This is a genomic window from Aureisphaera galaxeae (assembly GCF_028561275.1).
Lineage (GTDB): Bacteria > Bacteroidota > Bacteroidia > Flavobacteriales > Flavobacteriaceae > Aureisphaera > Aureisphaera galaxeae.
This window is the reverse complement of sequence record NZ_JAQQTF010000006.1, coordinates 162337-187158: the sequence shown is the minus strand read 5'-3', so window position 1 is coordinate 187158 and position 24822 is coordinate 162337. Positions and strand designations below refer to the sequence as shown.

At 41.8% G+C, this 24822-nt stretch carries 21 protein-coding genes; 14 read left to right on the top strand and 7 right to left on the bottom strand.

From position 1 onward, the window contains the following. The first annotated feature begins 4 nt into the window (after window positions 1-4). The 4 genes from POV27_RS11465 to POV27_RS11450 all read left to right on the top strand — a co-directional run bounded on the left by POV27_RS11465 (window position 5) and on the right by POV27_RS11450 (window position 5504). Entirely contained in the window at window positions 5-607 is a 603-nt protein-coding gene (locus POV27_RS11465; RefSeq protein ID WP_272862910.1) for a hypothetical protein, read from the top strand. 363 nt (window positions 608-970) lie between these two features. Next, the gene (locus POV27_RS11460; RefSeq protein WP_272862909.1) at window positions 971-1951 is read left to right on the top strand and encodes an SH3 domain-containing protein; all 981 of its coding nucleotides are present in this window, start codon (window positions 971-973) and stop codon (window positions 1949-1951) included. A gap of 167 nt (window positions 1952-2118) precedes the next feature. Further along, complete coding sequence (locus tag POV27_RS11455; RefSeq protein WP_272862908.1) at window positions 2119-2400, top strand: hypothetical protein; 282 nt, start codon at window positions 2119-2121, stop codon at window positions 2398-2400. 236 nt (window positions 2401-2636) lie between these two features. After that, on the top strand, window positions 2637-5504 hold the full coding sequence (locus tag POV27_RS11450; protein ID WP_272862907.1) for a M16 family metallopeptidase: 2868 nt from the start codon (window positions 2637-2639) through the stop codon (window positions 5502-5504). A gap of 79 nt (window positions 5505-5583) precedes the next feature. On the opposite strand, the gene POV27_RS11445 is transcribed toward POV27_RS11450, so the two are convergent. Both POV27_RS11445 and POV27_RS11440 read right to left on the bottom strand, forming a co-directional pair. Then, window positions 5584-6360 carry a T9SS type A sorting domain-containing protein gene (locus POV27_RS11445; RefSeq protein WP_272862906.1) on the bottom strand — a complete coding sequence of 259 codons (777 nt, stop codon included), beginning with the start codon at window positions 6358-6360 and terminating at the stop codon, window positions 5584-5586. A 225-nt stretch (window positions 6361-6585) separates the two neighbouring features. Continuing rightward, the gene (locus tag POV27_RS11440; RefSeq protein WP_272862905.1) at window positions 6586-9141 is read right to left on the bottom strand and encodes a patatin-like phospholipase family protein; all 2556 of its coding nucleotides are present in this window, start codon (window positions 9139-9141) and stop codon (window positions 6586-6588) included. 245 nt (window positions 9142-9386) lie between these two features. Between POV27_RS11440 and POV27_RS11435 the strand changes: the two genes are divergently transcribed. The 3 genes from POV27_RS11435 (at window position 9387) to POV27_RS11425 (ending at window position 11869) form a co-directional block, all read left to right on the top strand. Next, window positions 9387-9743, top strand: a complete 357-nt coding sequence (locus POV27_RS11435) for a hypothetical protein (RefSeq protein WP_272862904.1) — start codon at window positions 9387-9389, stop codon at window positions 9741-9743. Window positions 9744-10440: 697 nt separating this feature from the next. After that, window positions 10441-11223 carry a sensor histidine kinase gene (locus POV27_RS11430; RefSeq protein WP_272862903.1) on the top strand — a complete coding sequence of 261 codons (783 nt, stop codon included), beginning with the start codon at window positions 10441-10443 and terminating at the stop codon, window positions 11221-11223. After that, window positions 11216-11869 carry a response regulator gene (locus POV27_RS11425; RefSeq protein WP_272862902.1) on the top strand — a complete coding sequence of 218 codons (654 nt, stop codon included), beginning with the start codon at window positions 11216-11218 and terminating at the stop codon, window positions 11867-11869. The genes POV27_RS11430 and POV27_RS11425 overlap by 8 nt, the downstream gene beginning before the upstream one ends. Here the strand turns inward: POV27_RS11425 and POV27_RS11420 are convergent. After that, entirely contained in the window at window positions 11866-12552 is a 687-nt protein-coding gene (locus tag POV27_RS11420) for an RluA family pseudouridine synthase (RefSeq protein ID WP_272862901.1), read from the bottom strand. The two genes, POV27_RS11425 and POV27_RS11420, sit on opposite strands and share 4 nt — an antisense overlap. Before the next feature lie 24 nt (window positions 12553-12576). Then, a complete protein-coding gene (panB, locus tag POV27_RS11415) occupies window positions 12577-13395 on the bottom strand; it encodes a 3-methyl-2-oxobutanoate hydroxymethyltransferase (protein WP_272862900.1) in 819 nt (272 codons plus the stop codon). Between the two features lie 60 nt (window positions 13396-13455). Here panB and POV27_RS11410 point away from each other — a divergent pair, with 60 nt between their 5' ends. Continuing rightward, complete coding sequence (locus POV27_RS11410) at window positions 13456-13920, top strand: nuclear transport factor 2 family protein (RefSeq protein ID WP_272862899.1); 465 nt, start codon at window positions 13456-13458, stop codon at window positions 13918-13920. On the opposite strand, the gene POV27_RS11405 is transcribed toward POV27_RS11410, so the two are convergent. Together POV27_RS11405 and POV27_RS11400 are read right to left on the bottom strand one after the other, a co-directional pair. Further along, window positions 13917-14426, bottom strand: coding sequence for a hypothetical protein (locus POV27_RS11405; RefSeq protein WP_272862898.1), 510 nt, complete (start codon window positions 14424-14426; stop codon window positions 13917-13919). The genes POV27_RS11410 and POV27_RS11405 overlap by 4 nt on opposite strands. A gap of 219 nt (window positions 14427-14645) precedes the next feature. Next, window positions 14646-16070, bottom strand: a complete 1425-nt coding sequence (locus POV27_RS11400) for an L-serine ammonia-lyase (protein ID WP_272862897.1) — start codon at window positions 16068-16070, stop codon at window positions 14646-14648. A gap of 343 nt (window positions 16071-16413) precedes the next feature. Here POV27_RS11400 and POV27_RS11395 point away from each other — a divergent pair, with 343 nt between their 5' ends. The 3 genes from POV27_RS11395 to POV27_RS11385 all read left to right on the top strand — a co-directional run bounded on the left by POV27_RS11395 (window position 16414) and on the right by POV27_RS11385 (window position 18332). Next, complete coding sequence (locus POV27_RS11395) at window positions 16414-17001, top strand: Crp/Fnr family transcriptional regulator (RefSeq protein WP_272862896.1); 588 nt, start codon at window positions 16414-16416, stop codon at window positions 16999-17001. A gap of 72 nt (window positions 17002-17073) precedes the next feature. Next, window positions 17074-17463: a DoxX family protein gene (locus POV27_RS11390; RefSeq protein ID WP_272862895.1), complete on the top strand. Its 390-nt coding sequence runs from the start codon at window positions 17074-17076 to the stop codon at window positions 17461-17463. Continuing rightward, window positions 17460-18332 carry an NAD(P)-dependent oxidoreductase gene (locus POV27_RS11385; RefSeq protein WP_272862894.1) on the top strand — a complete coding sequence of 291 codons (873 nt, stop codon included), beginning with the start codon at window positions 17460-17462 and terminating at the stop codon, window positions 18330-18332. Before POV27_RS11390 ends, POV27_RS11385 begins: the two co-directional genes overlap by 4 nt. Window positions 18333-18375: 43 nt before the next feature. On the opposite strand, the gene POV27_RS11380 is transcribed toward POV27_RS11385, so the two are convergent. After that, window positions 18376-19572, bottom strand: a complete 1197-nt coding sequence (locus POV27_RS11380) for a Kelch repeat-containing protein (protein ID WP_272862893.1) — start codon at window positions 19570-19572, stop codon at window positions 18376-18378. A gap of 219 nt (window positions 19573-19791) precedes the next feature. On the opposite strand from POV27_RS11380, the gene dnaK reads away from it, so the two are divergent. From dnaK to POV27_RS11365, 3 genes are all read left to right on the top strand, one after another. Continuing rightward, a complete protein-coding gene (gene dnaK, locus POV27_RS11375; protein ID WP_272862892.1) occupies window positions 19792-21702 on the top strand; it encodes a molecular chaperone DnaK in 1911 nt (636 codons plus the stop codon). 177 nt (window positions 21703-21879) lie between these two features. After that, window positions 21880-23496, top strand: a complete 1617-nt coding sequence (locus POV27_RS11370) for a LytR/AlgR family response regulator transcription factor (RefSeq protein WP_272862891.1) — start codon at window positions 21880-21882, stop codon at window positions 23494-23496. An 88-nt stretch (window positions 23497-23584) separates the two neighbouring features. After that, entirely contained in the window at window positions 23585-24751 is a 1167-nt protein-coding gene (locus POV27_RS11365; protein ID WP_272862890.1) for a T9SS type A sorting domain-containing protein, read from the top strand. Window positions 24752-24822 lie beyond the last annotated feature (71 nt).

The following is a 24822-nucleotide window of genomic DNA, read 5'->3' as shown; positions in this document are numbered from 1 at the left end:
TGATATGAAGGTACTGCCATTAATTATTTTGGTTTTTGCTCTGGTCAGTTGTAAAAATAAATTGGTCAACGAGGAGGAATTAGATGTGATTCAAACTGTTTTGTTATCAATGCGTGCAGAGTTGCCGCCTCCACCTAAAAGTGATTCTTTGACGAATAAAGAGGGAAAAGAAAAAAGTGAGTCAATCTATTTTAGTTATTCAATTGATAGTACTTTTTCGAATCATCGCTTTGGCAATCAAAAAATAAATAATCTGTTTTCACCATATGGGTCTGATCGTTTTTCACCGAAAGATACCATGGGTGTAGAAATGATTCAATTGATTAAATCCATTGACAAAATTGGGAGTGATTTCCCTTTGGATGACAAATGGCTTTCTGAGGTTGCTAACCGCATGAATCACATGACTACAAATATTGAAACTTCAAGGATAGTAGAAACCCAAGTGTCATTTTCTCGGGTCGCGTTTTCAGAAAATGAGAAAATAGCAGCATTGGTAGTTACCATACGAAGGGGAAAATTGAATGGGGCCACGATCATCTATTTATTGGAATCAGTTTCAGATGAATGGTTAATCACACACACAAAGACCATTTCTAAGGCTTGACCTATGATAGGAGTGATGAGCAATGAGTGATGAGTGAAGAGTGAGAAGTGAACAATGGGAAGTGAAAAGTGAAAAGTGAAAAGTGAAGAGTGAGTATTGAGCGGTATATCAGTTAAACCGTTAAACAATTCAACCCATCAACCCATCAACCCATCAACCCATCAACCCATCAACCCATCAACCCAGAACTCGCCAACCCACAACCCACCAACTAGTTCAGGTCTTTTCCCTAAAAAATACTAGGGATTTCCCTCTTGTTCCATTTTGCGATTTCGATTAATTTTAATGGCAACATATCTTCGGTGATCTGTATCCTTTCCCCACGTTTCAGTCAGATTGTCGAAACAGCTAACATCGACAACAATGGAAACAAAATTCGGATTTACCCTCATGAACGTTTCGGAATTCGAAACATGGATTACCCAACAGAACATTGCCCGTACTGTATTATTCCTTCAGGAACATCATACCTTTTCGCCAAGCTATCAGCACTTTAATGGAGATAATCACTTCAAACTTCAAAAAGGAATGCGAAACCACCATGTAAATAACAATGGGTGGAGCGATATTGGGCAGCATTTTACCATTTTTCCAGATGGAAAAGTGGCTACTGGAAGAAGCTTGGAGCGATCGCCTGCTTGTATTTTCGGTAATAACAACCATGCGGTTTGTATCGAGAATGTTGGCTTTTTCGATACGGGCAAGGATCAGATGAATCAATCACAGAAGAATGCCATTGTTCGTATTTCAGCAGCCATTTGTAAACGTTTCAACATTCCGATTACAACTGATAGAATTGTGTATCATCATTGGTTCGACCTCAGCAATGGAAACCGAACCAATGGTAGTGGTACGACCAAATCCTGTCCGGGAACCAATTTCTTTGGGGGAAACAAAGTCTCCGACTGTGAAACCAACTTTTTGCCCATGTTAAAAAGTGCCTTGGACGAACCCATAACAGGCGATTTGCCATCACCACCCTTAAAGTATGGGTATGTAACTGCCCATGCTCTCAACATTAGGAAGGGACCCAGTTCTTCTTTTTCCGTTTTGGGACAAACCACCTTGGGATCTGTGCTTAGGGTTCATAAGGTAAAAGGGCGTTGGTATAAGATTTCTAAATCTAAAGAAGAGTGGGTGTATGGTAATTATGTGAAAGATGTAAAACGCGCCGTGGTCAATGCCGATGTGCTCAACGTACGCAGCGGTCCTTCTGTGTCCTTTAATCGAGTGGGGTCTGTGGTGAAGAATCAGGAAGTCTTCGTGTATAAGGAGAAAGGCAATTGGTCCAAGATCAGTTTGGACGAGCTGTGGGTCTCCAGCAAGTTTATCGATTTCTCCTAATTCTTTCGTATAAGTAGCATATACTAACCCATTCGTATCAGTTTATTGCTGCTTTGCTACCATTTTTATTCATCGGGAGCTCCTATTCCCGAACTTTAAGTTATTCAATGGGGGTTGCAACCAAAACCATTTTAATCAATTGTTTAATTTTTTAAAAAATGAGTAGTATGAAAAAGTTATTTAAGTTATCACTGTTATTCGTTTTTCTCCTTTCCCTTTCGGCATTTACGGATGTGCCTACTGCCGAAACGCATGGAAAATTGAAGAACGCCGTGAGTTCCAGTTATGATTCTATTGGAAATTTCATTCTTGATATGGAAAATGGCAATGTCAATCCATGTATTGCTAATTGTTATGCGGACTTTAATTTCTGTAAACTGAATAGTGATCCGCCATTTTTGACGTGCCGTTTGGCATTGGTCGAATGCCTTTGCAAATGTCCGTCATAGGATTTTAAAACAAATTATCATGATAATGCCCCTTTACAGGGGCTTTTTTATGTTTTGCTTGTACATTGATTAATATATGTTCAAATAGCAGAAAGTGCGCTTTTATAAAAGAAGACACCTTCGCCATTAATCGATGGTCCCCTTTGGCCCTAAAGCCGCTTAAATTAACACCATTTTAAGTATTTGGAATATGTAGGGATTGTATCTTTAAAAAATTCATAAAACAATCAAAAACCATGTATTCCAAAAACCGTTTTAATGCTACTATGGGCTTTGCAATAGCCCTTTCTTTATTCCTCGTTTCTTGCGGGACGAAAGATTCATCCCCAGAGGAATCGTCCAAATTATCCATTGAGTTCGAAAAGTACGAACTGGAAAATGGACTGGACGTGGTTTTGCACCAGGATAAAAGTGATCCCATTGTGTCCTTGGCCATTCAGTATGGTGTAGGGTCCAACAGGGAGAAGACTGGGCGTACAGGTTTTGCCCACTTGTTTGAGCATATGCTTTTTCAGGAGTCTGAAAATGTAGGGCAGGACCAGTTCTTTAAAAAGATTCAAGATGCCGGGGGAACCCTAAATGGGGGAACTTGGAAAGACGGAACCATCTATTACGAAGTTGTACCCAAAAACGCTTTAGAAATGATCATGTGGTTAGAAAGTGACCGTATGGGGTATCTTATCAATACCGTAACCGAATCTGCTTTCTACAATCAGCAGGAGGTAGTTCAGAATGAGAAGCGTCAGCGTGTGGACAACAATCCTTATGGACATACAAATTGGGTATTGGACAAGAACATCTACCCCGAAGGTCACCCATACAATTGGCAGGTGATCGGTGAATTGGTAGACTTACAGAATGCTACTGTAGACGATGTTCGTGAGTTCTACGATAAATACTATGGCCCTAACAATGCTACTCTAGTATTGGCGGGTGATTTTGAAACGGAAGAGGCCAAAACACTTATCGAAAAGTACTTTGGTGAAATAAAAAGAAGACAGGAAGTGCCAAAACTAGAGCCTATGCCTGTGACTATTTCCGAAACCAAACGTTTATACCATGAGGACAATTTTGCTACAGCACCTCAACTTAACATGGTGTGGCCTACCTTGCAACAGTATACAGACGACGCCTATGCATTGGACTTCTTAGCGGAGATTATCTCTAGCGGAAAGAAGGCCCCTATGTACAAGGTATTGGAAAAGGATAAGCAACTTACTTCCCGCTTCTTTGCTTACAATAGCTCTCAGGAAATTGCTGGAGAATTCCATTTACAAGTGACCGGTAACAATGGAGTGAATTTGAATGATGTGGAGCAAGGTGTTTTCGAAGCATTCAAATTATTTGAAGAAGAAGGTGTTACCGACCGCGATATAGAACGTATCAAAGCTGGGTTGGAAACGCAGTTCTACAACGGAATTAGTAGTGTGCTAGGTAAATCCTTCCAATTGTGTCAGTACAATGTGTTTGCTGGTGATCCTGGATTTATCGAGCAGGATATCGCGAACATTAAGAAAGTGACCAAGGAAGACGTAATGCGCGTTTACGAAAAGTACATTAAAGACATGCCATATGTAATTACCAGTTTCGTTCCTAAGGGACAATTGGAATTGATCGCTGAAAACTCTGTAATCGCTCCGGTAGTAGAAGAGGAGATTATGGAAAATGTTGAAAAGATTATCGAAGATGCCGAAGAGGAAGTGGCCAAAACCCCTTCCGCTTTCGATCGTTCTGTAGAGCCTGCACAAGGGCCAGCACCAGCGCTTAACATTCCTGCTAGTTGGAATGCCGAGTTATCTAATGGGATGAAAGTATATGGAATAGAGCAAGGTGAAATCCCTACCGTCAACTTCAGCCTTATCCTAGAAGGAGGACATTTGTTGGATGATATGAGCAAAAATGGAGTGGCGAACCTTATGACCGATATCATGATGGAAGGTACTGCCAATAAGTCTCCGGAGGAGTTGGAAGAAGAAATCGAAATGCTTGGAGCGAACATCAATATGTATACGACGCGCGAATCGATTGTAATACAGGGAAATACTTTGGTTCGTAATTTCGATGCGACTTTGAAATTGGTAGAAGAAATCCTATTACAACCACGTTGGGATGAGGAAGAGTTTGAATTGATTAAGACAGCAACTATTAATCAGATTAAGCGCTCTGCGGCCAACCCTAACTCGGTAGCGAATCGTGTGTTCAATAAGTTACTGTATGGAGAAGACCATATTTTCAGTTACCCTACCATGGGTACGGAGGAGTCTGTAGCTTCTCTTACAATTGACGATCTAAAGATCTATTACGACAATAATTTCTCACCTTCTGTGACTCGTTTCCATATTGTTGGGAAGATTGATGAAGCCAATACTTTAGAAAGCCTAAAGCGTCTTGAAGCCAATTGGGCGGCTAAGGATGTATCTATCCCAGAATACCCTGCAGCGAATAACAGGGACAAGTCTTCCCTGTATTTTGTAGACATTCCAAATGCGAAGCAGTCGGTTATCAATATTGGGTACATTGCCTTGCCAAGAACGGATAAGGATTTCTATCCAGCCGAGGTAATGAACTATAAGTTGGGAGGATCTTTCAGTGGTAACGTAAACCTTATTCTAAGAGAGGAAAAAGGATACACATATGGAGCACGTACTCGATTTAATGGAAGCAAGATTCCTGGAACCTTCATAGCTTCGTCCAGCGTACGTACCAATACGACGGGAGAGTCCGTTTCTATCTTCAAGGATGAAATCATGAAGTACAAGGAGGGAATCAGCCAAGAAGATTTGGATTTCACTAAAAATGCATTGATAAAGTCGAATGCAAGACGTTTCGAAACCCAATTCTCCTTATTAGGAATGCTGCAGGAAATGAGTGGTTATGGACTAAGTCCTAACTATATTGAAGACGAAGAGGACATTATTAGGAATATGACCTTGGAGCAGCACAAGACCTTAGCCAATAAGTATTTGGACGAATCGAAAATGGCATATTTAGTGGTTGGAGATGCGACGACACAATTCCCCCAGTTTCAAGAGATGGGCTTTGATGAAGTACTTCTTGTGGACAGGGAAGGAGAAGTAGTGGAAATGGAAGACGTTAAACAGTAATTGCTACATCACTATAGATACAAAAAGAGAGGCCTTGGCCTCTCTTTTTTTATTAAGAACCGAAACGTAAAAAGCATAATTAATTCTTGACAAAGTTTTCTGGTGGTGCGGGTATGTTTTCAAAATACACAAAGGCAAAATACATATCGGGTATTAAGGTGTGTACATCCATATGGATTTCATGGATTCCAGTAGAATAAGGCCCAAACTGCTGTTCCTGCACTACCGTTCCGTTTGCGTCCCTTATTTCTATTGAAATTGGCACGGGTTGGGGGTTTACTTCTATTTGGAACGTTAGGATGTCGAATACGGGATTCGGAAATACCGCCTGTACGTTTCCACCTGTAACCGGATTGCAGGGGCCACAGGTTATTTTGACCTTAAAGTAGTCGTTCTTCTGTTTTACATTATAACCGGAATTGTCTCCGGCTACGGCCCTTAGGGTTCCAGATACATATTTAACAGTAACTGTTTCGCAACCCACTTCGTTGGGATTGGGACAAACTCCTGGGCAGCTTATCGCTTGTCCATCGGTAGATTCGAGATACCCGGCAGAACCGTTTTTAATGTCTTCTTCAACTCCATCCTTGAATTTGCTACGAGCATCCGAAGCACTCGAAGCATCGGAGATGTGTTTCCAGCCCCGGAAATCGGCATCCCCATCTCCCGTGGGGTCATTATAGCCAGGTTTTACCCTAACTTTTACTGTATTGTCGTCATCGCAGTCCAAGGCATCTTGAGACCAAGAAACCTGAAAGAAAAGGGTTAGGATCGCAAGCAGCAATAATCCCTTATTAAACTTGAAAGTGGTAAATGGATCTTGCCACTTAAAACATAAGCATAAAGATTTTTTCATAATAGAGAATTTTGGGGTGAATATTCAGTATGAGATGTGAGGCGAGTAGAAAATACCGTTGGTAAATCCTATGTATCATAAAATTAAGTAGTTACGTGTGTTTTTTCACCTAGTATCCCCTCATAAATTGTACTGATAAACCATAAAATTTAGTATGAAGTAAGAATGACTTTATGCAAATCAAGATGTTGCATTCCTCTAGGGAAAGCTATAAGTTTAAAAAATCTACTCCTCGGTCAGTCGTTTTATTTCCTTGAACTGATCCTGTAACATTCGATGTTCTAGGATATGATGCACGTAGTTGATACTACTTCCACTTAAGTGCCTGGAGAGAGTAGGCTCATAGAACTTCCAGGCCTCGTTAAAGGAATTTCCGTCTTCCCCTTCGGTCACGGCGAGAATATGGTCATTTTCTTCGGTCAGGAAGTTTTTAAGTTTACTTTTCACCTCAGCGTCATTTATAGAGCCCCCTAAGAATGCTTCGACATCATCCAATGTCACTTTGTGCGGCATGAAAAGTTGGAAATATCGAACATCCCTTAGATTGGATGCTTCCCAATTGGACAGATAATCACTCAGATATCCCGGTATTTTGTCCAGATTGAGTCCCGTTTGGAGATCGGCTACGATATTATCGGTTTCCACTTCGTTCTTATTGATGTGCGGAAGATATTCTTTCTTTTTAAACTTCTCTACCAGATAGTTAGTGTAGAGGGATTTGCTATTTATAATTTCGATATAAGCAACCTTGGTGCTATCCATAAGGGCTGTGTTGCGCATTAAATAGTTATGGAGATCCAAACATCCTAAAAGTCCGCTGTTATCTATGGCACCCGCATCTATATAATGTCCGTAGCCCGAAATCTTTGCTGCTGGGCTAAAGACCGGGAAACGGTTGGTAGTAGAAACCGCTTGATAAAAAGGCAGTGTTTTGTTGCCATTAAGGTCGGCCAGGTTTTCGGCAAATGGAAAAATGGAGTTGAAATCCTTTTGCTTTACCGACCAAAGTATACCTCTACTTCCTTTGGTGCCCGCTGTATTCATGATTAAGCTTGGAAAGTAGCCTGTTTTTTGAAACGTCTCGTTCCAATATTGTCGGAAGGGTTTTTCAGAAAGTACGCTTTCATCAATACCCTCTATATTATTCTGGTACTTGCGCATCTTGTAATAAGGGCGATCCCTAACTCCGATACGCTGGTTGAGTGGCCATAGTTTTCGGTAGGTGTCCAAACCGAAGGTAAGGGAGATATCGATGGAGGTAAAGTTTTGATGGGACAACGAATCTATTTTTTTCTGAATGGCGGTGGTATCCTTTCCATGTTTACGATAGAGGCCCGTATACAGAGCCAATCCAAGCGATCCTCCGGATGCACCCGAAAGGGCGACGGTGTTATCCAATAGCCTTCCTTCGGTCTCTTGCTGAAGGGTATTCAATACATTAAGTGTCCAAACATTCGCTTTTAATCCACCCCCATGGGATGCAATGAAGAAAAAGGTCTCCCCATCTTTATTGGCTAGAGAGGTTAGGAACTCCTCTTCCGAAAGGGTATCCTCAGAAGTTTCGACAATGTCCAATTCATGAGTGGTTACCTCAGCATTTAATAATTTGCCTGTTACAAAGAGCAATACAAAAAGGAGAATGCCGGTAAAAATGATTTTAAATTTTCGCGTTCCAAATAGTTTTAATTTTCGGGACACAAAAAAATATTTGCTTAAACTGGCAATGATAAAGTAGTAGAAATAGAAAAACGCTAAGAGAATGGGAATTCCGTTGTGAAGGCCCCAATCGAAGATACTTCCCAGGGTCGTATACAATAGCAGGACTACAGCTGCCAAAAAGTTAATATTGAAAAGCCCTAAGTAATTTTCCGATTTCTCCAAAAATTGAATCCCTTTAATAAATAGATATACCGGTAGCATAAAAGCACTCTGTAAGGTGTCTTTTACCTTGGAAAGTCGTGTTCGTAACAATCGGAAGAATACATAATTGAAAACAAAGGCATAGCTCGTAAGGAGTAGGATAATAAGCCCTAGTGGACTAAATGTGGCAGCAAATAGTGTAATGATGAGCAGAAGCATACTAAGCAGGGCCACAATGAAATAATAAATGCCCAATCGCTTGTGGAGTCCATCCAACTTTTGGGAATTTGCAAGTAGCTGGGACGGGGTTAACGGATTTCCTTGAGCGTCTGTCGTCTTTTTATACCGCGAGAACTTCTCCTTCAAAATGATATAAAGGACAAAAGGAACAATAAGCAGTACATATACAATTCCTTTGAGTAGGCCCAACGGGAAATTTTCGAATATGATATTGGGCTCAAAACTGGTAATAATATAATGAATCCAAACAAAGTGTATCAGTAATCCGATGAGGTATCTTAAATAATTAGCCCAGTTATCAGGAATATATCCCACTCCTTGCCTTGTAGTAAATACGTACACCTCGAAATACTTTAGCGGCCATATTTTAAAAGGTTGAACGGCCCGCCACGTGGTATAATTTTGAGAGTTGTTGAGGTTGGACGCATAGTAATTATAAATAGGGTAGTGGGAAAGCACGATGGCCAACCCATTTATGAATACAAAGGCCAGAAAAAGCGAAAATCGCGAACCGTTGTTCTCGATAAGATCTACCATCATGGTCAATGCCTGATCCATTTGGGTAAGCAAAAGGAGAATGATGACAATAATTAAAAGACTAAGAAAAGAGGATTTCAAGAAGTTCTTGATCGACTTTTTTGCCTTATTTATGAACGAAATGGTGTTTAAGAATAGGGACATAGACGTATAAATCAGTTAGTTTGGGTCTAAATTACGTAGATCGATCCTGTAAAACAACGGGGTTTTCCCTGTATTCATTTTATCGGAGTTTTCTAAAACGCTCATTTACAAAAATTTATTCAATTCTACTTGCGGTAAAACCCTTTGGGGGTACAGGATTTTTCCTGTTTTTTGATTTGTAAAGTGTTAAAACCACATTGTTTTTCCTATTTTGGAAGCACTTATTAACCTAAAACTTTTTAATTATGTCTAAACCAGAAAATTGTATTTCGGTTCAGGATGCAAAGGACATGCAATCTAACTGGATGTCTACCAGAGCAGTAGATATCGCAAAGGCAGAAGGTCATCAAGATACTTGTGCCGTTACTTTTAATATTGCAGATTTGCAAGAGTATTTGGACTATGTGCTCCAAGAGTCTAAAAAACAGAAAATTGAAGAACCAGGGATTCGGATTTACTTTGCCGCCTACGACAATGATGATTCCGATAGGTCCACGGTATTTTTGTGTCCGTCGATGAGCGATGAAGGTGATTCTGATAATAATTACAATATTGATCCATTAAACAGAGGACAAGGTGGCTGGCCACCAAATGCGTACTAGATTTGGATATAAAAGCTTATTTCATCTACGCATTTCCAATTCTCATATTGGAAATTGCAGCGGTAACAGCAGGAGTTTATTATTTAAAAAAAGCTCCTGCTGTATCTTATTCTTCTAAGTTACTTGTTAAGTTTCTGATACTTACTTTGGTAATCGAACTATTAGGGACCTATGCGGTGATAGGGTATTTTTCAGATTACAAATACTTTTCTTTTATAAAAGATACAGGTTTCGAAAGGAACAATTGGTTGTATAATATTTATACCCCAATAAGCGTATTGTTTCTTCCCTATTATTTTGTGAGTAAAACCCGAAAGGAGAAGTTGGTAAAATATACTTTTATTGCCTCCATAATTTATATTTTGGGAACCGTAGTATATCACCTCATGTATGGTTCTTTTTTTGAAGCATATTCTATCTATTCTGAGTTGGCCGGTTGTCTGCTTATATTGTTTTCTATTACCCTGTACTTTTTCAACATCCTTAGGAGCGATCTCATACTGAATATGAAGAAGATGTTATCGTTTTATGTAGCGGTTGGCGTCTTTTTCTTTCAATTGTGTACCACCCCCATCTTCATGCTGTCAAGTTATTTTAGGACAAGCACGGGGAATCACCTTTTTGTTGAATTACAAGTCAATGTTGTGTTATTTGCCAACATTTTTATGTATTCTTGTTTTATCCTAGGATTTCTAATATGCTCCAGAAAGAAGAAATACTCCTAATTATATACCTCATCGCCGTAGTCTTTTTCTTGGCGGTTTTTGTAGTTGTGTTTTTCGTGGCCTTCCAACGAAGAAAGAATAAGTTATTGTTGGAGAAGTACGAAGCGCAACAGCGATTCCAGCAGGAATTGGCCAGTTCGCGATTGGAGATTCAAGAACAAACCTTCAAGAACATTGCTTGGGAATTGCATGACAACGTAGGCCAACTGCTCTCAGTAGCCAATCTGCAGCTGAACATGCTTATGACGGCTCCGGTCGATACCTTGCGCGATCAGGTGTCCGAAACCAAGGACGTGATTGTAGCCACAGTAGAAGAGGTTAGATCGCTGTCCAAAACATTGAATACCGAAGTGGTTCTTAACAACGGACTAGTAGAATCTGTAAAAACCGAATTGGAACGTTTTAACCGACTTAACTTCCTGCATGCCGACCTAAAACTGGACGGCGAAGAAACGGTGATTCGGAAGGAAGACGAAATCATTATTTTTAGAATTCTTCAGGAGTTTTTCTCCAACGTGATTAAGCACGCCAAGGCAAATAAATTATTTGTACATTTATATTACCATAAAAACCAACTACAGATCATCGCTGAGGACGATGGGGAAGGGTTCGATACCGAACAAAAAAGCGGAAATTCCGGACTTCAGAATATGAAGAGCCGGGCTTCTTTATTAGGGGCAGATTTTAACCTTTCTTCGCAACCTGGCGACGGCACTCAATTACAACTTACCTATCCATACCCGATTTATGAGTAATTCTAAAAAACACACCTTGGCTATTGTAGATGATCACTTGCTTTTTGCAAGTTCGCTAGAAAAGCTAATCAATACCTTTCCCGAGTTTCAGGTGCTTTTTAAAGCACGGCATGGATTGGAAATGCAAAACGAGTTGAAGGGTAATGACACCATTCCCGATCTCATCCTTCTCGATATCAATATGCCTGTTATGAACGGTTTCGAAACCGTGGCTTGGCTTACCGAGAATCATCCAAAAGTGAAAGTATTGGCGCTGTCGGTAGAGGATAATGAAGGAATTATTCTGAAAATGATTCGAGGTGGTGCCAAGGGGTACTTTTTAAAAGACATTCATCCAGACGACCTGAAATTTGCGCTTCTGGAAGTAATGGAAAAGGGCTATTATTATTCAGAAAGGGTAACTTCTACCATGGTGAATGCATTGCAACCTGGAGCCAAGGAACCTACGGTTAAGCTTCGTGAAAATGAACTTACCTTCCTTCAGTTGGCCTGTAGTGAAATGACTTATAAGGAAATTGCCGATGTCATGCACCTAAGCCCAAAGACGATCGATGGCTATCGCCAAGAACTGTTCAATAAATTGGGTATCAAGAATAGGGTAGGACTGGTGATTTATGCCTTAAAAAACCACTTGATCGAGCTTTAGAGGCAGGCATTCCAAATAACTTCCTTTGGTGGCGGTGCTGTAATAGTCAATGGTTCTTTCTTTACCGGATGAATGAACTCTAATTTTCTGGCGTGTAGATGGATACTTCCATCTGGATTGCTTCTTGAGTATCCATATTTGAGGTCACCCCTAATAGGCATACCCACCTTCGATAATTGAGATCTTATCTGATGATGTCTTCCGGTTTCCAAATCGATTTCCAAAAGATAATAGCGGTCCAATGTTTTCAGTACTTTATAATTCAGTACGGCACGCTTACTATCGGCAACCTCCTTGTCATGTGCATAAGACTTATTCTGTTTCGGATTCCGTTTCAGAAAATGAATAAGGCGATCTTCTTGCTTTGCCGGTGTATCTTTAACCACCGCCCAATAGGTCTTTTGGGCTTGTCGTTCAGAAAAAATCTTGTTCAGTCGGGAGAGGGCTTTACTGGTACGAGCAAATACTACAATACCGCTGGTAGGGCGGTCCAAACGATGAACAACCCCTAGAAATACAGCTCCCGGTTTTTGATACTTTTCGGCTATGTATTGCTTGGCAACTTCAGATAAGGGAACATCACCGGTTTTATCCCCTTGAACGATATCACCCGGGCGCTTATTCACCACCAAAAGGTGATTGTCCTCATAAAGTACTTGGAGTGTATCTTTTGTGCTGTGCAATGGGGAGGGTATTAGCTGGACTGTCTAGTATTGCTCCTTTTCGTTCGGGAAATCTCCACGCTTTACGTCGTCAATATATTGCGAAAACGCATGGGTCATTTCAGAATATAAATCCAAATACCTACGTAAGAATCTAGGATTGAACTCATGTGTCATTCCTAACATATCATGGGTTACCAATACTTGCCCATCGACACCACCACCGGCACCAATTCCAATGATAGGGATGGTTAAGCTCTTAGCTACTTCCTCGGCCAATTTGGCGGGTACTTTTTCCAACACAATGGCGAAACATCCACATTTCTCCAAGAGTAGGGCATCCTGTCGTAATTTCTCTGCTTCCTCCTCCTCTTTGGCACGTACGGTATAGGTTCCGAACTTGTAGATGGATTGGGGGGTAAGCCCAAGGTGTCCCATGACGGGGATTCCCGCATTCAGAATTCGTTTTACACTTTCCTTAATTTCCTTTCCACCTTCCACTTTTACAGCGTGGGCACCACTTTCCTTCATGATACGGATAGCAGATCGCAAGGCCTCTTTAGGATCACTTTGGTAACTTCCGAAAGGAATATCTACCACTACCAAACTACGCTCTATACCCCTTATAACCGAAGAAGCGTGATAAATCATTTGGTCTAGTGTTATGGGTAGGGTGGTCTCGTGTCCTGCCATGACATTGGAGGCAGAATCACCTACAAGGATCACATCAATTCCGGCACCATCCACAATTTTGGCCATGGTATAATCGTAGGCCGTTAACATGGAGATTTTCTCCCCATTTTGTTTCATATCGACTAGGGTCTTGGTAGTAATTCGCTTGTATTCTTTTTTAGCTATAGACATAGTGTAACAAATTGTGGTGTAAAAGTACTAATTTTGGAAGCAATCATTACAATACAACCTATGAAGCGGATACTCTTTATTTTATGTCTTAGTTTTTCATTTTTCGGTACAGCGCAGAATGATTTCTCCGAGGCCGAAGCAAAACAATTGATCGATACCTTTTTCGAAGGTTTTCATAAAGGGGATACCCTTATGATGAGAGGAACCTTAGCAAAGGATGTAAAGCTGCAAACAGCCTTTACGGATAAGGAAGGAACTCCGCATCTTTCCACCGGACCTTTGGATCGACTTTTAACCTCTATCGCCAATAGACCAGCCGAACAAAAATGGGACGAGCGTCTTTTGGATTATAAAGTATCCATAGACGGAAACTTGGCCCATGTATGGACCCCTTACGAGTTTTGGGTTAATGATACCTTTAGTCATTGCGGAGCCAATGCATTTACCTTGGCCAAAATGGAGGACGGATGGAAGATTATCCATCTTATCGATTCAAGACGCCGATCTTCCTGTAATAAGGGTTAAGGTTGGTGCGTACCATCAAAGGAAAAGGCCTTCCCGAAACGTCGGGCATAGGCGGGTGAACCTTCGAATAACACTTTGAGGTGCTGTTCCCATTCCCGGGCAATATCAAAATAACTGGAATTTACTTTGGACATGATGTGTCCGCAATCGTCGCATACATGCTCACTGTACTCAAGAAAGTAATGGGCGAATTCATGAAAAGCAACGATTTTTAAAATCTCCGGATCCAATTGTGCCATCCAACTGATGTCGATAGCAACCACTTTTCCGTTTTCATCCCTGCGTAGCATTCCCAAGGTAGAACCATCTTCAGATACCGTAAGCGTATTTACCACATCAATACTTTCCAATTGAAATAGCTTGTCGTGATATTCAATCTGGTATTGATTGCATTGTGTAAAGAAATCATTGAGTAGGGGTTGAAGCCTTCCGTCTATTTGTACATTCTGCGAAAGAAGGGGCAGTGTAAGCAGCAGGCTGATAAGAAGTGGGGATACCTTCATCATAATGTTAGCTCTATTTTTAGATTGGGGATTTCGACTAAAAGCAAATAAAAACGATAAAACGCAAATAAGCACGACAAAAAGTGTTAAAATTTCTACTTGGAAAACTTTTCCTACACCTTTAACAATGATTAATTGATGTTTTATTTACGAGATGGTGACGTAAGCGCAATCTTGGGGATAACGGACCTATTGTGCTAAAAATTATGTAGTTGGGAAACTTTAACAGTCGCTAATGTTCACTTGCACAGCAAGACCTCCTTCACTGGTCTCCTTGTATTTGGCCCCCATATCTTGGGCTGTCTGCCACATAGTGGCGATGACTTTATCCAAAGTCACCTTGGCTTGCGACGGATTGCCATCCAAGGCCATTTCGCAGGCATTGATGGCTTTTATGGCACCCATGGCGTTTCGCTCTATACAGGGCACTTGAACCAGTCCAGCTATAGGATCGCAGGTCAACCCTAAATGATGTTCCATGGCGATTTCGGCTGCCATGAGTACTTGATCGGGGCTTCCGCCCATCAGTTCGGTAAGGGCCCCCGCTGCCATGGCAGAGGATACACCAATTTCGGCCTGGCAACCACCCATAGCGGCAGAAATAGTGGCTCCTTTTTTAAACAAACTGCCTATTTCACCTGCCACTAAAAGGAATTTCCGGATATCCTCGAAGTTACCATCATGGTTTTCGATAACCAAATAATACATTAAAACGGCCGGAATAACGCCCGCACTTCCATTGGTAGGTGCAGTAACGACCCTTCCCAAAGAAGCATTTACTTCGTTCACCGCCAAGGCAAAGCAAGTAACCCATTTAAGGATTTGCCTGAATTTTACTTCGGTATCGCGAATGGCTTCAATCCATTCATATTTATTAGTATAGGTAGTGGATCCTTTCAAGCTTTGGTGCGAGTCGTAAGCCCTACGACGTACATTTAATCCGCCGGGTAATGTCCCTTCAGTGTGGCAGCCGGTATACATGGAATCTAGCATGACATCCCATACGGCCTTCAATTTTTTATTTACCTCTTCCTCCGAGCGTAAAGCCTTTTCATTTTCCAGGACAATTTCGCTAATCGATTTCCCTTGAGAAGCGCAATGCCCTAGTAATTCTTCTCCCGTTTGAATGGGAAACGGAAATGCTGAGAATTTCTCCTGCTGTTCTTTGGCAATGCGTCGTTCTTCCTGAACAACAAAACCACCGCCTATGGAATAATAGGTACGCTCTTCCATGTTTCCATCGGAAAGCACTGCAGTAAAAGTCATTCCATTGGGGTGGAAAGGCAGAAACTTTCTATGGAATTGAACGTGTTCAGAAATCGAAAATGGAAGCGCAGAAGAGCTGTCGAAATCTAGCTTCCCGGTTTTTTCGATGGCCTGAATGGTCTCTTGGATTTTTTCCGTAGGAAAAGTAACGGGATCATACCCGCATAACCCCATAACCACGGCAATATCTGTAGCATGTCCCTTTCCCGTAAGCGATAAGGAACCGTACAGATCTACCTTAATAGAAGTTACTTTATCAAACTTATCATTTCTTTTTAAATGGTCTATCCAGCGCAAAGCAGCGCGCCAAGGGCCAAGGGTATGGGAGCTGGAAGGCCCCACACCAATACTAAGCATATCGAAAACACTGATGCTTTCCATGGGTCGGTTTTAGCAAAGCAAATGTAACTGTTCTTTCCTACTTTTCGTTGAAAAATATTTTGGAATATTTCCAAGTATAATATGGAATATTTCCATATATTTGGATCGAGTTTTAGGGGGGGAACCCATAGAATAAATCAAATTCGTTTTATGGTTACCCATGGCTTGGGTAACTCGTTACGGTGGCAGGGGAGAAATTCTGGAGAGTGCTTGGGGGAGAGTCTTGTCTGGAATTTGCCACCGTCCCAAGCCAAAAAAATTATAATTTCTGTACTACTACACAGAACTGGTAAATTTTGAAGGCCATTTCGTAACTTTACTTTTTACCTAAACAGAGACTACATTGAATCCCAATCCCATTCTCAATAACATTAAAAGATATGTTTCCCTTACTCCTGAAGATGAGCAAGATTTCATTGTTATTCTGGAACAAAAACAAATAAGTAGAAAGGAGTTTGTGGTACAACCTGGACAAGTTTGCCACCATCAGACCTATGTATTTAAGGGAGCATTGCGTTCCTATTTTATGGATCCAGAGGGGCAGGAGCACACCATTCAATTCGCAATCGAGGATTGGTTTATTAGCGATTTCAATAGCTATATAAGTCAAACTCCGGCTATGTTATATGTAGAGGCACTGGAACCTACGGTGGTTCAGCAAATAGAATATCATAAGGTAGAAGCCCTTTGCAGGAGGAATCCTAAATTCGAGCGCTATTTCAGGGTTGTTGCCCAGAAGGCGTTTGCCTATGCACAAAGAAGGGTACTTTCCAATCTTGAGCACACTGCCGAAGATCGTTTCCGTATGTTTAATACGATGTATCCAGAAATAGTTCAGCGCGTTCCTCAATATGCATTGGCCTCGTATTTGGGGATGAGCGCCGAGTTTCTGAGTAAGGTGCGAAAGCGAATGGCATTAAAGTCTGATTGATTTCTTGAACTAGTTCATTTTTTAGTGGCACCCTGTACCCCAAATTTGCAATGGAATTAAAAATGAATCATCATGAATCGAATTGTTTTCACCATTGCAAAAGGAATCTTTGCATTACACTTCTTTATTTTCGGATTGAATAAATTTCTACTATTTGCCAATGTAGCACCACCCGAGGGTGAGACCGCTCAATTGTTTTTAGGAGCGATGTTTTCTACATTTTTGGCAAAATTTGTAGGAGCTACAGAAATTATAGGTGCCGTGTTGCTTATGATTCCACGAACCTCCTTTTTGGGAGCGCTTATTTGTCTTCCTGTAACAGCAAGCATTGTTCTTTTTCATTTGGCCCATGACATGCCAGGGAATGGAATTTGGCTTATCACCTTTGTACTTATGCTTGTACTTTTATGGGGTTTTAAGGACGAATTGAAATTATTAATTACAAAACCACAAGTAAAATGAAAGTCGCGTTTTTAGGATTGGGTATTATGGGAAGCCGAATGGTAGATCATTTAATAGAGAATAAAGTAGACTTGACCGTTTACAATAGATCCGTAGCAGCTACCGAAGCCTTTGTTTCCAAAGGAACTAAGGTGGCAAAAACACCACAAGAAGCAGTAGCGGATGCCGATATTGTTTTCAGTATGCTTTCAACTCCCGAAGCTGTAGCCGAGGTGTTTTTTGGAGAAGGAAATGCACTTTCGGCCATGAAGAAGAATGCCTTTTGGGCCGATTGTTCTACTGTAAATCCGTCCTTTAGTTTAGAGGCTGCCCAAGAAGCCAAGAAGCATCATGTTCACTTTTTAGATGCTCCAGTTGCAGGATCGAAACCACAGGCAAGAGCAGGGGAATTGGTGTTCTTTGTGGGAGGTTCTGAAAGTCATGTGAATGTCCTCATGCCCTTTTTGGATATGATGGGAAAGAAGACCATGCGCATTGGGGAGACTGGCAAGGGAGCGAGTTTCAAAATGCTAGTAAATGCCATGTTGGCTCAGAGTATGTTGATATTTTCCGAAACAACCGTACTAGGGCAAAAGATGGGGATTTCCAGAGAGTTTTTGTTGAATGTACTCCCCAACTTGGTTGTTTCGGCACCCTTTCTTCAATTTAAAGCCCCAAACATAAAGGAGGATAATTATGAGGTTCAGTTTCCTTTGGAATGGATGCACAAGGATTTGCACTTGGCAACCTTAACGGGGTATGAGCATGATCAGCCTCTTTATATGGCCAATACGGCCAAAGAACAATTTGCCGAGGCCAAACGAGCGGGAATGGGGCGATTGGATTTTAGTGCCATTCATAAATATTTGGAGGAGCAATCCAATGTGTAGATAATAGCGGCGCTTTCTATGAAAGCGCCGCCTCTTTCCGTGCTTATTTTACAAGCACTTTCTTAGCCACTCTAACTCCATCACTAAACAAAACTTCCAGAATATAGACGCCAGTCGGATACGATAAGGAGAGCTCTATGGAGCGCTCGTAATCCTGTAAGGACTGGGTCGCTATTTTGGATCCCTTTATGTTAGTGATACTTATTTCTTGCGCTGGAGCGGCTAATTGTATAGAAATAACATTTGCAGTAGGATTGGGCGCTATTGTTAAATGCTTAAAGGTATTATCCTCAATGCTCAATACACCAGGATTAAAACAGTGCATGGCGTTAATCCCATCGGTAGAGAGGTTTACGGCACCTCCGCCCATGACATATATAAGGCCTCCTTGGGCCACAGCCCCGGCAAAGTTGACATTCTCGGGCATGGCCATCAATTGGGACCAACTGTCTAAGAATGGATCATATTCCAAGACATTGGTGTTGTTCTCATTCCCGAATACATACATTTTATCATTCCAAACGGCCGAGCTTATCCCGAGTTTGCTAAAGGGCATACTGGCTACTTGACTCCAGTTGCCCGTTCCGGGATCGTATACTTCTACGGTTTCCTTGCTAACCACACCACCGCTTAGGAAATAGCCTCCAGCAGCATAGATCTTCCCGTCAATAAGGGAAGCGGTTAACCCTGAACGAGTTTCGGTTAAGGTACTAACCGAGGTCCAAGAATCCGTATTCGGATCATAACTGTGATGTGCGTCTAGAGCACCCGAATTGGCTCCACCAATGAGGTGAATTTCTCCGTTCCATACGACCGAAGCAGCGGAACCTCTCGAAATTGGCATATTCTGAATGGGAGCCCAACTATTGGTAGCAGGGTCATAGCTGTACGCTTCATTGGTAGGGCTGAACGGGAATGGACTAAGCGATTCATATCCACCCATGACATAAATTTTTCCATCTAAGGCTTCCATGGAAGTTCTCCAAACCGAAAGAGGATAGGGGGGTAAGGTCGTCCAGCTATCCGTTGCCGGATCGTAGCGTTCGAATACGTTGGTAATACTACCAGCGGCATTGGTGCCGCCAAGGACATAGATATATCCGTCCAAAACTGTGGCGGCATCTGTAATTTCTTTTCTAGCCGTAGGCATATCTGCCTTAGCTTCCCAAGCCTCTTGGGCGATCGTGGTGGTAATAAATAATAGTAATACATAGAACAGTGTAATTGTTTTCGGTTTCATAGCGGTTAGATTTTTTCTTTTTGAAGGAAATATCCGTATTCGAAAGCACAGTGAGGTTCATAATTATAATGATGAACCCTTTATTTATAAAGCACGACACGAAATGGGCAGGTTTGACACCCAAAACTGACACCCTGTCATATACGACCGATTGGCACATTCCTTGACATACGCTGATCGTAATTATTTATTTGAAACACTTAAAAACACACTATACACATGAGTAAGATTATTGGAATCGATTTAGGGACTACCAACTCTTGCGTTTCGGTAATGGAAGGTAGCGAGCCTACCGTGATCCCAAACGCGGAGGGTAAGCGTACTACACCTTCTGTCATCGCTTTTGTAGAAGACGGTGAAATTAAAGTAGGGGATCCTGCCAAAAGACAGGCAGTAACCAACCCTACCAAGACCATTGCTTCTATTAAGCGATTCATGGGAAATAAATTTTCAGAATCTGCCAAGGAAGCAGAACGTGCCGCTTATAAAGTGGTAAAGGGAGACAACAATACACCACGTGTTGATATCGACGGACGTTTGTACACCCCGCAGGAATTGAGTGCGATGATTCTTCAGAAAATGAAGAAAACTGCCGAGGACTACCTTGGACAGGATGTAACCCGAGCAGTAATTACTGTTCCTGCTTATTTCAACGATAGCCAAAGACAGGCTACCAAAGAAGCAGGGGAAATTGCAGGATTAACTGTAGAGCGAATCATCAACGAACCTACCGCCGCTGCTTTGGCGTACGGATTGGATAAAAAAGAAACGGATCAGAAGATCGTTGTATTCGATTTCGGAGGTGGAACACATGATGTTTCCATCTTGGAATTGGGAGATGGCGTATTCGAAGTATTGGCTACCGATGGGGATACCCACCTTGGAGGTGACGATGTAGATAGCAAGATCATCAACTGGTTGGCCGATGAGTTCGAAAAGGAAGAGTCTATGGACCTTCGTAAAGATCCTATGGCATTACAGCGTCTAAAGGAAGCTGCTGAGAAAGCAAAGATCGAATTATCTTCTTCTTCACAAACCGAAATCAACTTACCTTATATTACAGCAACCGCTAGCGGACCTAAGCACTTGGTGAAAACCATGAGCCGAGCGAAGTTTGAGCAGTTGATCGACGATTTGGTAAAGCGTACCATCGAGCCTTGTCAGACGGCATTGAAAGCTGCTGGATTAAGTACAAGCGATATCGACGAGATTATTTTGGTAGGAGGATCTACCCGTATTCCTGCAGTACAGGAAGCAGTAGAGAAATTCTTCGGAAAAGCGCCAAGCAAAGGAGTAAACCCAGATGAGGTAGTAGCTGTGGGAGCTGCGATCCAAGGAGGGGTATTGACGGGAGATGTGAAGGACGTATTGTTATTGGACGTTACCCCACTTTCGTTAGGTATTGAAACCATGGGAAGCGTAATGACCAAATTGATCGATGCGAACACGACCATTCCTACCAAGAAGAGCCAGATCTTCTCTACGGCTGCAGACAATCAACCAAGCGTTGAGATTCACGTATTGCAAGGAGAGCGTCCTATGGCCGCAGATAATAAGACCATTGGTCGTTTCCACTTAAGTGATATTCCACCAGCACCGAGAGGAGTACCTCAAATTGAGGTTACTTTCGATATCGATGCGAATGGTATCATTAAAGTAAGTGCTACCGATAAAGCGACTGGTAAGTCACAGGATATTAGAATTGAAGCTTCTTCCGGATTGACCGATGAAGAAATCGAAAAGATGAAGGCAGAAGCCGAGGCAAATGCTGAAGCGGATAAGGCTGCTAAGGAAAAAGCAGATAAGATCAACGAAGCAGACGCTATGATCTTCCAAACCGAAAAACAATTGAAGGAGTTTGGAGATAAGATAAGCGACGATAAGAAAGCGCCTATCGAAGCGGCTTTGGAAGACTTGAAGAAAGCCTATGAAACCAAAGAAGTAGAAACCATTCAGCCAGCATTGGATAAAATCAATGAAGCGTGGAAGGTAGCTTCCGAGGAAATGTACAAAGCACAGCAGGAAGCACAACAGAACGGCGCTCCTGGACCTGATGCTGGAGCCGGTGCCCAAGGGGGTAGCGACGAAAACAGCGATGTAGAAGATGTAGACTTTGAGGAAGTGAAGTAAATATTACCGATGTCTGAGTGTTTCGCAAAGCGAAATGTATCGAAGACGGAGGTATGCTACATAGCAAAAAAGCCCGATGAATTTCATCGGGCTTTTTTTATGGATTACTTTTCGGCTTTGCTTTTCCCTTTTTAAGTATTAATTTTAAATCAGGCAAAGCGCTTTTACCACCAGACAATGAATCAAGGGACCCCGGCGATAAAAGCTTTCGCACTTAGGCGATGGTTATTATTCGGTTTATGGCTTACTTCATTCGCTGTATTTGCACAGCGAGGGGATCGCTTTGAGCAATTTCACAAGGAAGTAGACCTACTTTTCCAACAAAATGATACTACAGCCGTTACCGAGGCATTTGTCAAAGGAAATGCCTGGGCCCAGCGGAATAAGCTATCCGCGAACGATCCCGATTACCTCGAATTTAGATTGAAGGAAACCCGTTTTCTATTGCGCTATTCCAAAATTGCAGTAGATAGTGCCCTCGTACGATACCACTCTATTTACGACGATGCGCTTTCCACCGACAATTACAATATGCAAACCAAAGTCTTAGGCTTTATAGCCAATGCCTATCGCAGCAAACGGGAATTGGGAAAGGCTTTCGAGTACAATCAGAAAGAAATTACCGCAGCCAAAAAAAGCAATGATAGTTTATTGGTAGGAAGGGCCTTGATTACCGAGTTGGACATCGCATACAATTCCTTGCCATCGCCTATGCAGCCTGAGGACCTCAATGAACTTATTGAAAAGGGAAATTATGTGATCGACTATTCCGAGAGGAATCAACTCAATTCTATTTTAGGCTTTGGCAAGCTGTATCTTTCCAAGTTTTATATAAAACAAGCTGAATTCAATAAGGCCGAAGAGATTCTATATTCCATTTCCGATACGGAACCATTGCCCGTTACCTTTTCCAAATACGAACACCTTTGCGAAATTGCCAAGGAAACGAATGATCTGGATGCCTACCGCAGTCATACCCTTGCCTTTAAGTCGAAAGCATATCAAACCAAACGCGCCTTTGTCGCCTTAAATGCCCACAACTACCTGTTAGATTACTCGATGGCGGTGAAGGACGAAGATTCTTCAAAATATTATGCAGAACGCCTAGAACAGAATTTGGCAGAAGTCGATACCACCAAGTATTTAGACTTCTTGGATATTTCCTATTCTTCCTTGGCACGTTTCTATAAAGGTAAGGACGCCCAGAAAGAGCTAAAGTATACTTCTTATTCGGCGGAGATCAATCGGATTATTTCCTTGCATCAAAAACAGGCTTTTTCGGCCATATTGAAATATAAAAGTGAATTGGCCGCCTTAGAATCGGAGAATACCGACTTGGCAAAGTCGAACACCACGGCACGGAATAATCTTATCTTAACGGCAGGACTCTTGTTGTTGTTAGGTGTAATTGCGATTATTATTTTCAGAAAATATCGAAGTTCCCGAAGAAAGACAGAAGACGTATTGCTAGAGAAACAACGCATAGAAGAAGTGGTGACGAAAAAGAGTATTGAATTGAATAACAAACAACGTGTTTATTTAGATGTACTCAAGTATATGAAAGCCGATCGAAACTATGTGGAATTCCATACCGACGATAAGCGTTTTGTAGATCGCAATGTGTTGTCTACCGTTATAGAAGATTTACCCCCTAATTTTGTTCAGGTGCATCGTTCTTATGTCATAAATAAGAACTTTATCAAGACTTCCACCAGTTCTCGTGTCATACTTTTTCCAGACATAGAGATCCCTGTTTCCCGTACTTTCGGGAATCGATTAAAAGAGGCCTTGTAACTCGTCAACATTTTCATGTCACTCGTCCCATAATATATTGTATTGCCTTCATTTTGAAATAGTTTTGGAGTGAACTCTAAACAATTTTATGATGAAAACTTTTACACTCTTTGGTGCTTTACTATTCTGTATGGGCACTTTCAGTATCGCACAAACCGAAAGCAATTTAGACGAATTACTCTCCCGATTGGATCAAAACCATAGGGGAAGTATTACGGATGTATTCACTTCGGAAGAAATTGCACAGCTAGATAACTACTTTGAAGACAAAAGACCACAAAATCAAACCTACCTTGGCGGTGGCGTAGAACTGTTCGCTCCCGAAAATGTAAATGAGAATTTTGGTCATTACAACACTGGGGATCCCGGTACGTTCAATCCATTAGGTTCGGGAGGTACCGCCGATTTTGAAGGAGCCGGAGCATATAACCCTGTAAATGGAACTTATTTTGTGATCGATGATGCGGGGAATGCGTATGAAGTAAACCCAGATACCGGAATTTATACTTTTCTGGGCACGGTAACCGCACCCAACGGAGAAAACTTCACGGGATTGGAGTTTAATCCTTTGGACAATATGATGTACGGTATTTCTACCGATGGATCTGGGAGCACTTCTATTTCTACCATTAACACGACCACTTTGGCGGTGGAAGAGAAGGGAGGCACAGGATTGACCTTGGGTATCGCATTGGGTATAGATAACGCTGGGGTAGGGTTTGCCTATGACATTGACACGGATTTTATGTTCCGTATCAATTTGAGTAATGGTAATGCCACTTCTTTGGGGGCAATTGGTTTCGATTCCAGTTTTGGACAAGGAATGGGCTTTGATAGCACGAATGGTATCCTCTATATGTCTGCTTTTAACAATGACACCTTCCAGTCGGAATTACGGGAGGTAGATCCAGTTACGGGTTGGACGACATTTATTGGAGCTATCGGTGCAGATTCACCCGGGGGGACTTTGCAGTTCGCATGGACGGGGCCAACCAAACCACCACTCTCTGTAGAGGACAATACGTTTGCCAATTTCCAAATGTATCCCAATCCAACAAATACGACACTCACTATTTCCGCTCTTTACAGTATAGACGAAGTTGAGGTTTACACTATTTCAGGGCAGAAACTAATTCATAACAATATAGGGGATTCTAGAGGCTCCCTGAGTGTTTCCCACTTATCAACAGGTGTATATATCCTAACCGTAACCATCGATGGGGAGAAGGCTTCCTATCGATTCATGAAAAATTAACTGGGGTTTGTATTGAGGAGTACGAAACCAAGTTAGGTGGGGTTCACCAATGAAGGGAACCTTGTTCCTCT

Excerpts from the sequence above, each read along its gene's own strand:
- POV27_RS11390 (WP_272862895.1), top strand. The coding sequence starts at position 17,074 with ATGAATCGAATTGTTTTCACCATTGCAAAAGGAATCTTTGCATTACAC.
- POV27_RS11455 (WP_272862908.1), top strand. The coding sequence starts at position 2,119 with ATGAAAAAGTTATTTAAGTTATCACTGTTATTCGTTTTTCTCCTTTCC.
- POV27_RS11410 (WP_272862899.1), top strand. The coding sequence starts at position 13,456 with ATGAAGCGGATACTCTTTATTTTATGTCTTAGTTTTTCATTTTTCGGT.
- POV27_RS11400 (WP_272862897.1), bottom strand. The coding sequence starts at position 16,070 with ATGGAAAGCATCAGTGTTTTCGATATGCTTAGTATTGGTGTGGGGCCT.
- POV27_RS11460 (WP_272862909.1), top strand. The coding sequence starts at position 971 with ATGGAAACAAAATTCGGATTTACCCTCATGAACGTTTCGGAATTCGAA.
- POV27_RS11440 (WP_272862905.1), bottom strand. The coding sequence starts at position 9,141 with ATGTCCCTATTCTTAAACACCATTTCGTTCATAAATAAGGCAAAAAAG.
- POV27_RS11385 (WP_272862894.1), top strand. The coding sequence starts at position 17,460 with ATGAAAGTCGCGTTTTTAGGATTGGGTATTATGGGAAGCCGAATGGTA.
- POV27_RS11405 (WP_272862898.1), bottom strand. The coding sequence starts at position 14,426 with ATGATGAAGGTATCCCCACTTCTTATCAGCCTGCTGCTTACACTGCCC.
- POV27_RS11465 (WP_272862910.1), top strand. The coding sequence starts at position 5 with ATGAAGGTACTGCCATTAATTATTTTGGTTTTTGCTCTGGTCAGTTGT.
- POV27_RS11435 (WP_272862904.1), top strand. The coding sequence starts at position 9,387 with ATGTCTAAACCAGAAAATTGTATTTCGGTTCAGGATGCAAAGGACATG.
- POV27_RS11430 (WP_272862903.1), top strand. The coding sequence starts at position 10,441 with ATGCTCCAGAAAGAAGAAATACTCCTAATTATATACCTCATCGCCGTA.
- panB (WP_272862900.1), bottom strand. The coding sequence starts at position 13,395 with ATGTCTATAGCTAAAAAAGAATACAAGCGAATTACTACCAAGACCCTA.
- POV27_RS11370 (WP_272862891.1), top strand. The coding sequence starts at position 21,880 with ATGAATCAAGGGACCCCGGCGATAAAAGCTTTCGCACTTAGGCGATGG.
- POV27_RS11445 (WP_272862906.1), bottom strand. The coding sequence starts at position 6,360 with ATGAAAAAATCTTTATGCTTATGTTTTAAGTGGCAAGATCCATTTACC.
- POV27_RS11380 (WP_272862893.1), bottom strand. The coding sequence starts at position 19,572 with ATGAAACCGAAAACAATTACACTGTTCTATGTATTACTATTATTTATT.
- dnaK (WP_272862892.1), top strand. The coding sequence starts at position 19,792 with ATGAGTAAGATTATTGGAATCGATTTAGGGACTACCAACTCTTGCGTT.
- POV27_RS11425 (WP_272862902.1), top strand. The coding sequence starts at position 11,216 with ATGAGTAATTCTAAAAAACACACCTTGGCTATTGTAGATGATCACTTG.
- POV27_RS11450 (WP_272862907.1), top strand. The coding sequence starts at position 2,637 with ATGTATTCCAAAAACCGTTTTAATGCTACTATGGGCTTTGCAATAGCC.
- POV27_RS11365 (WP_272862890.1), top strand. The coding sequence starts at position 23,585 with ATGATGAAAACTTTTACACTCTTTGGTGCTTTACTATTCTGTATGGGC.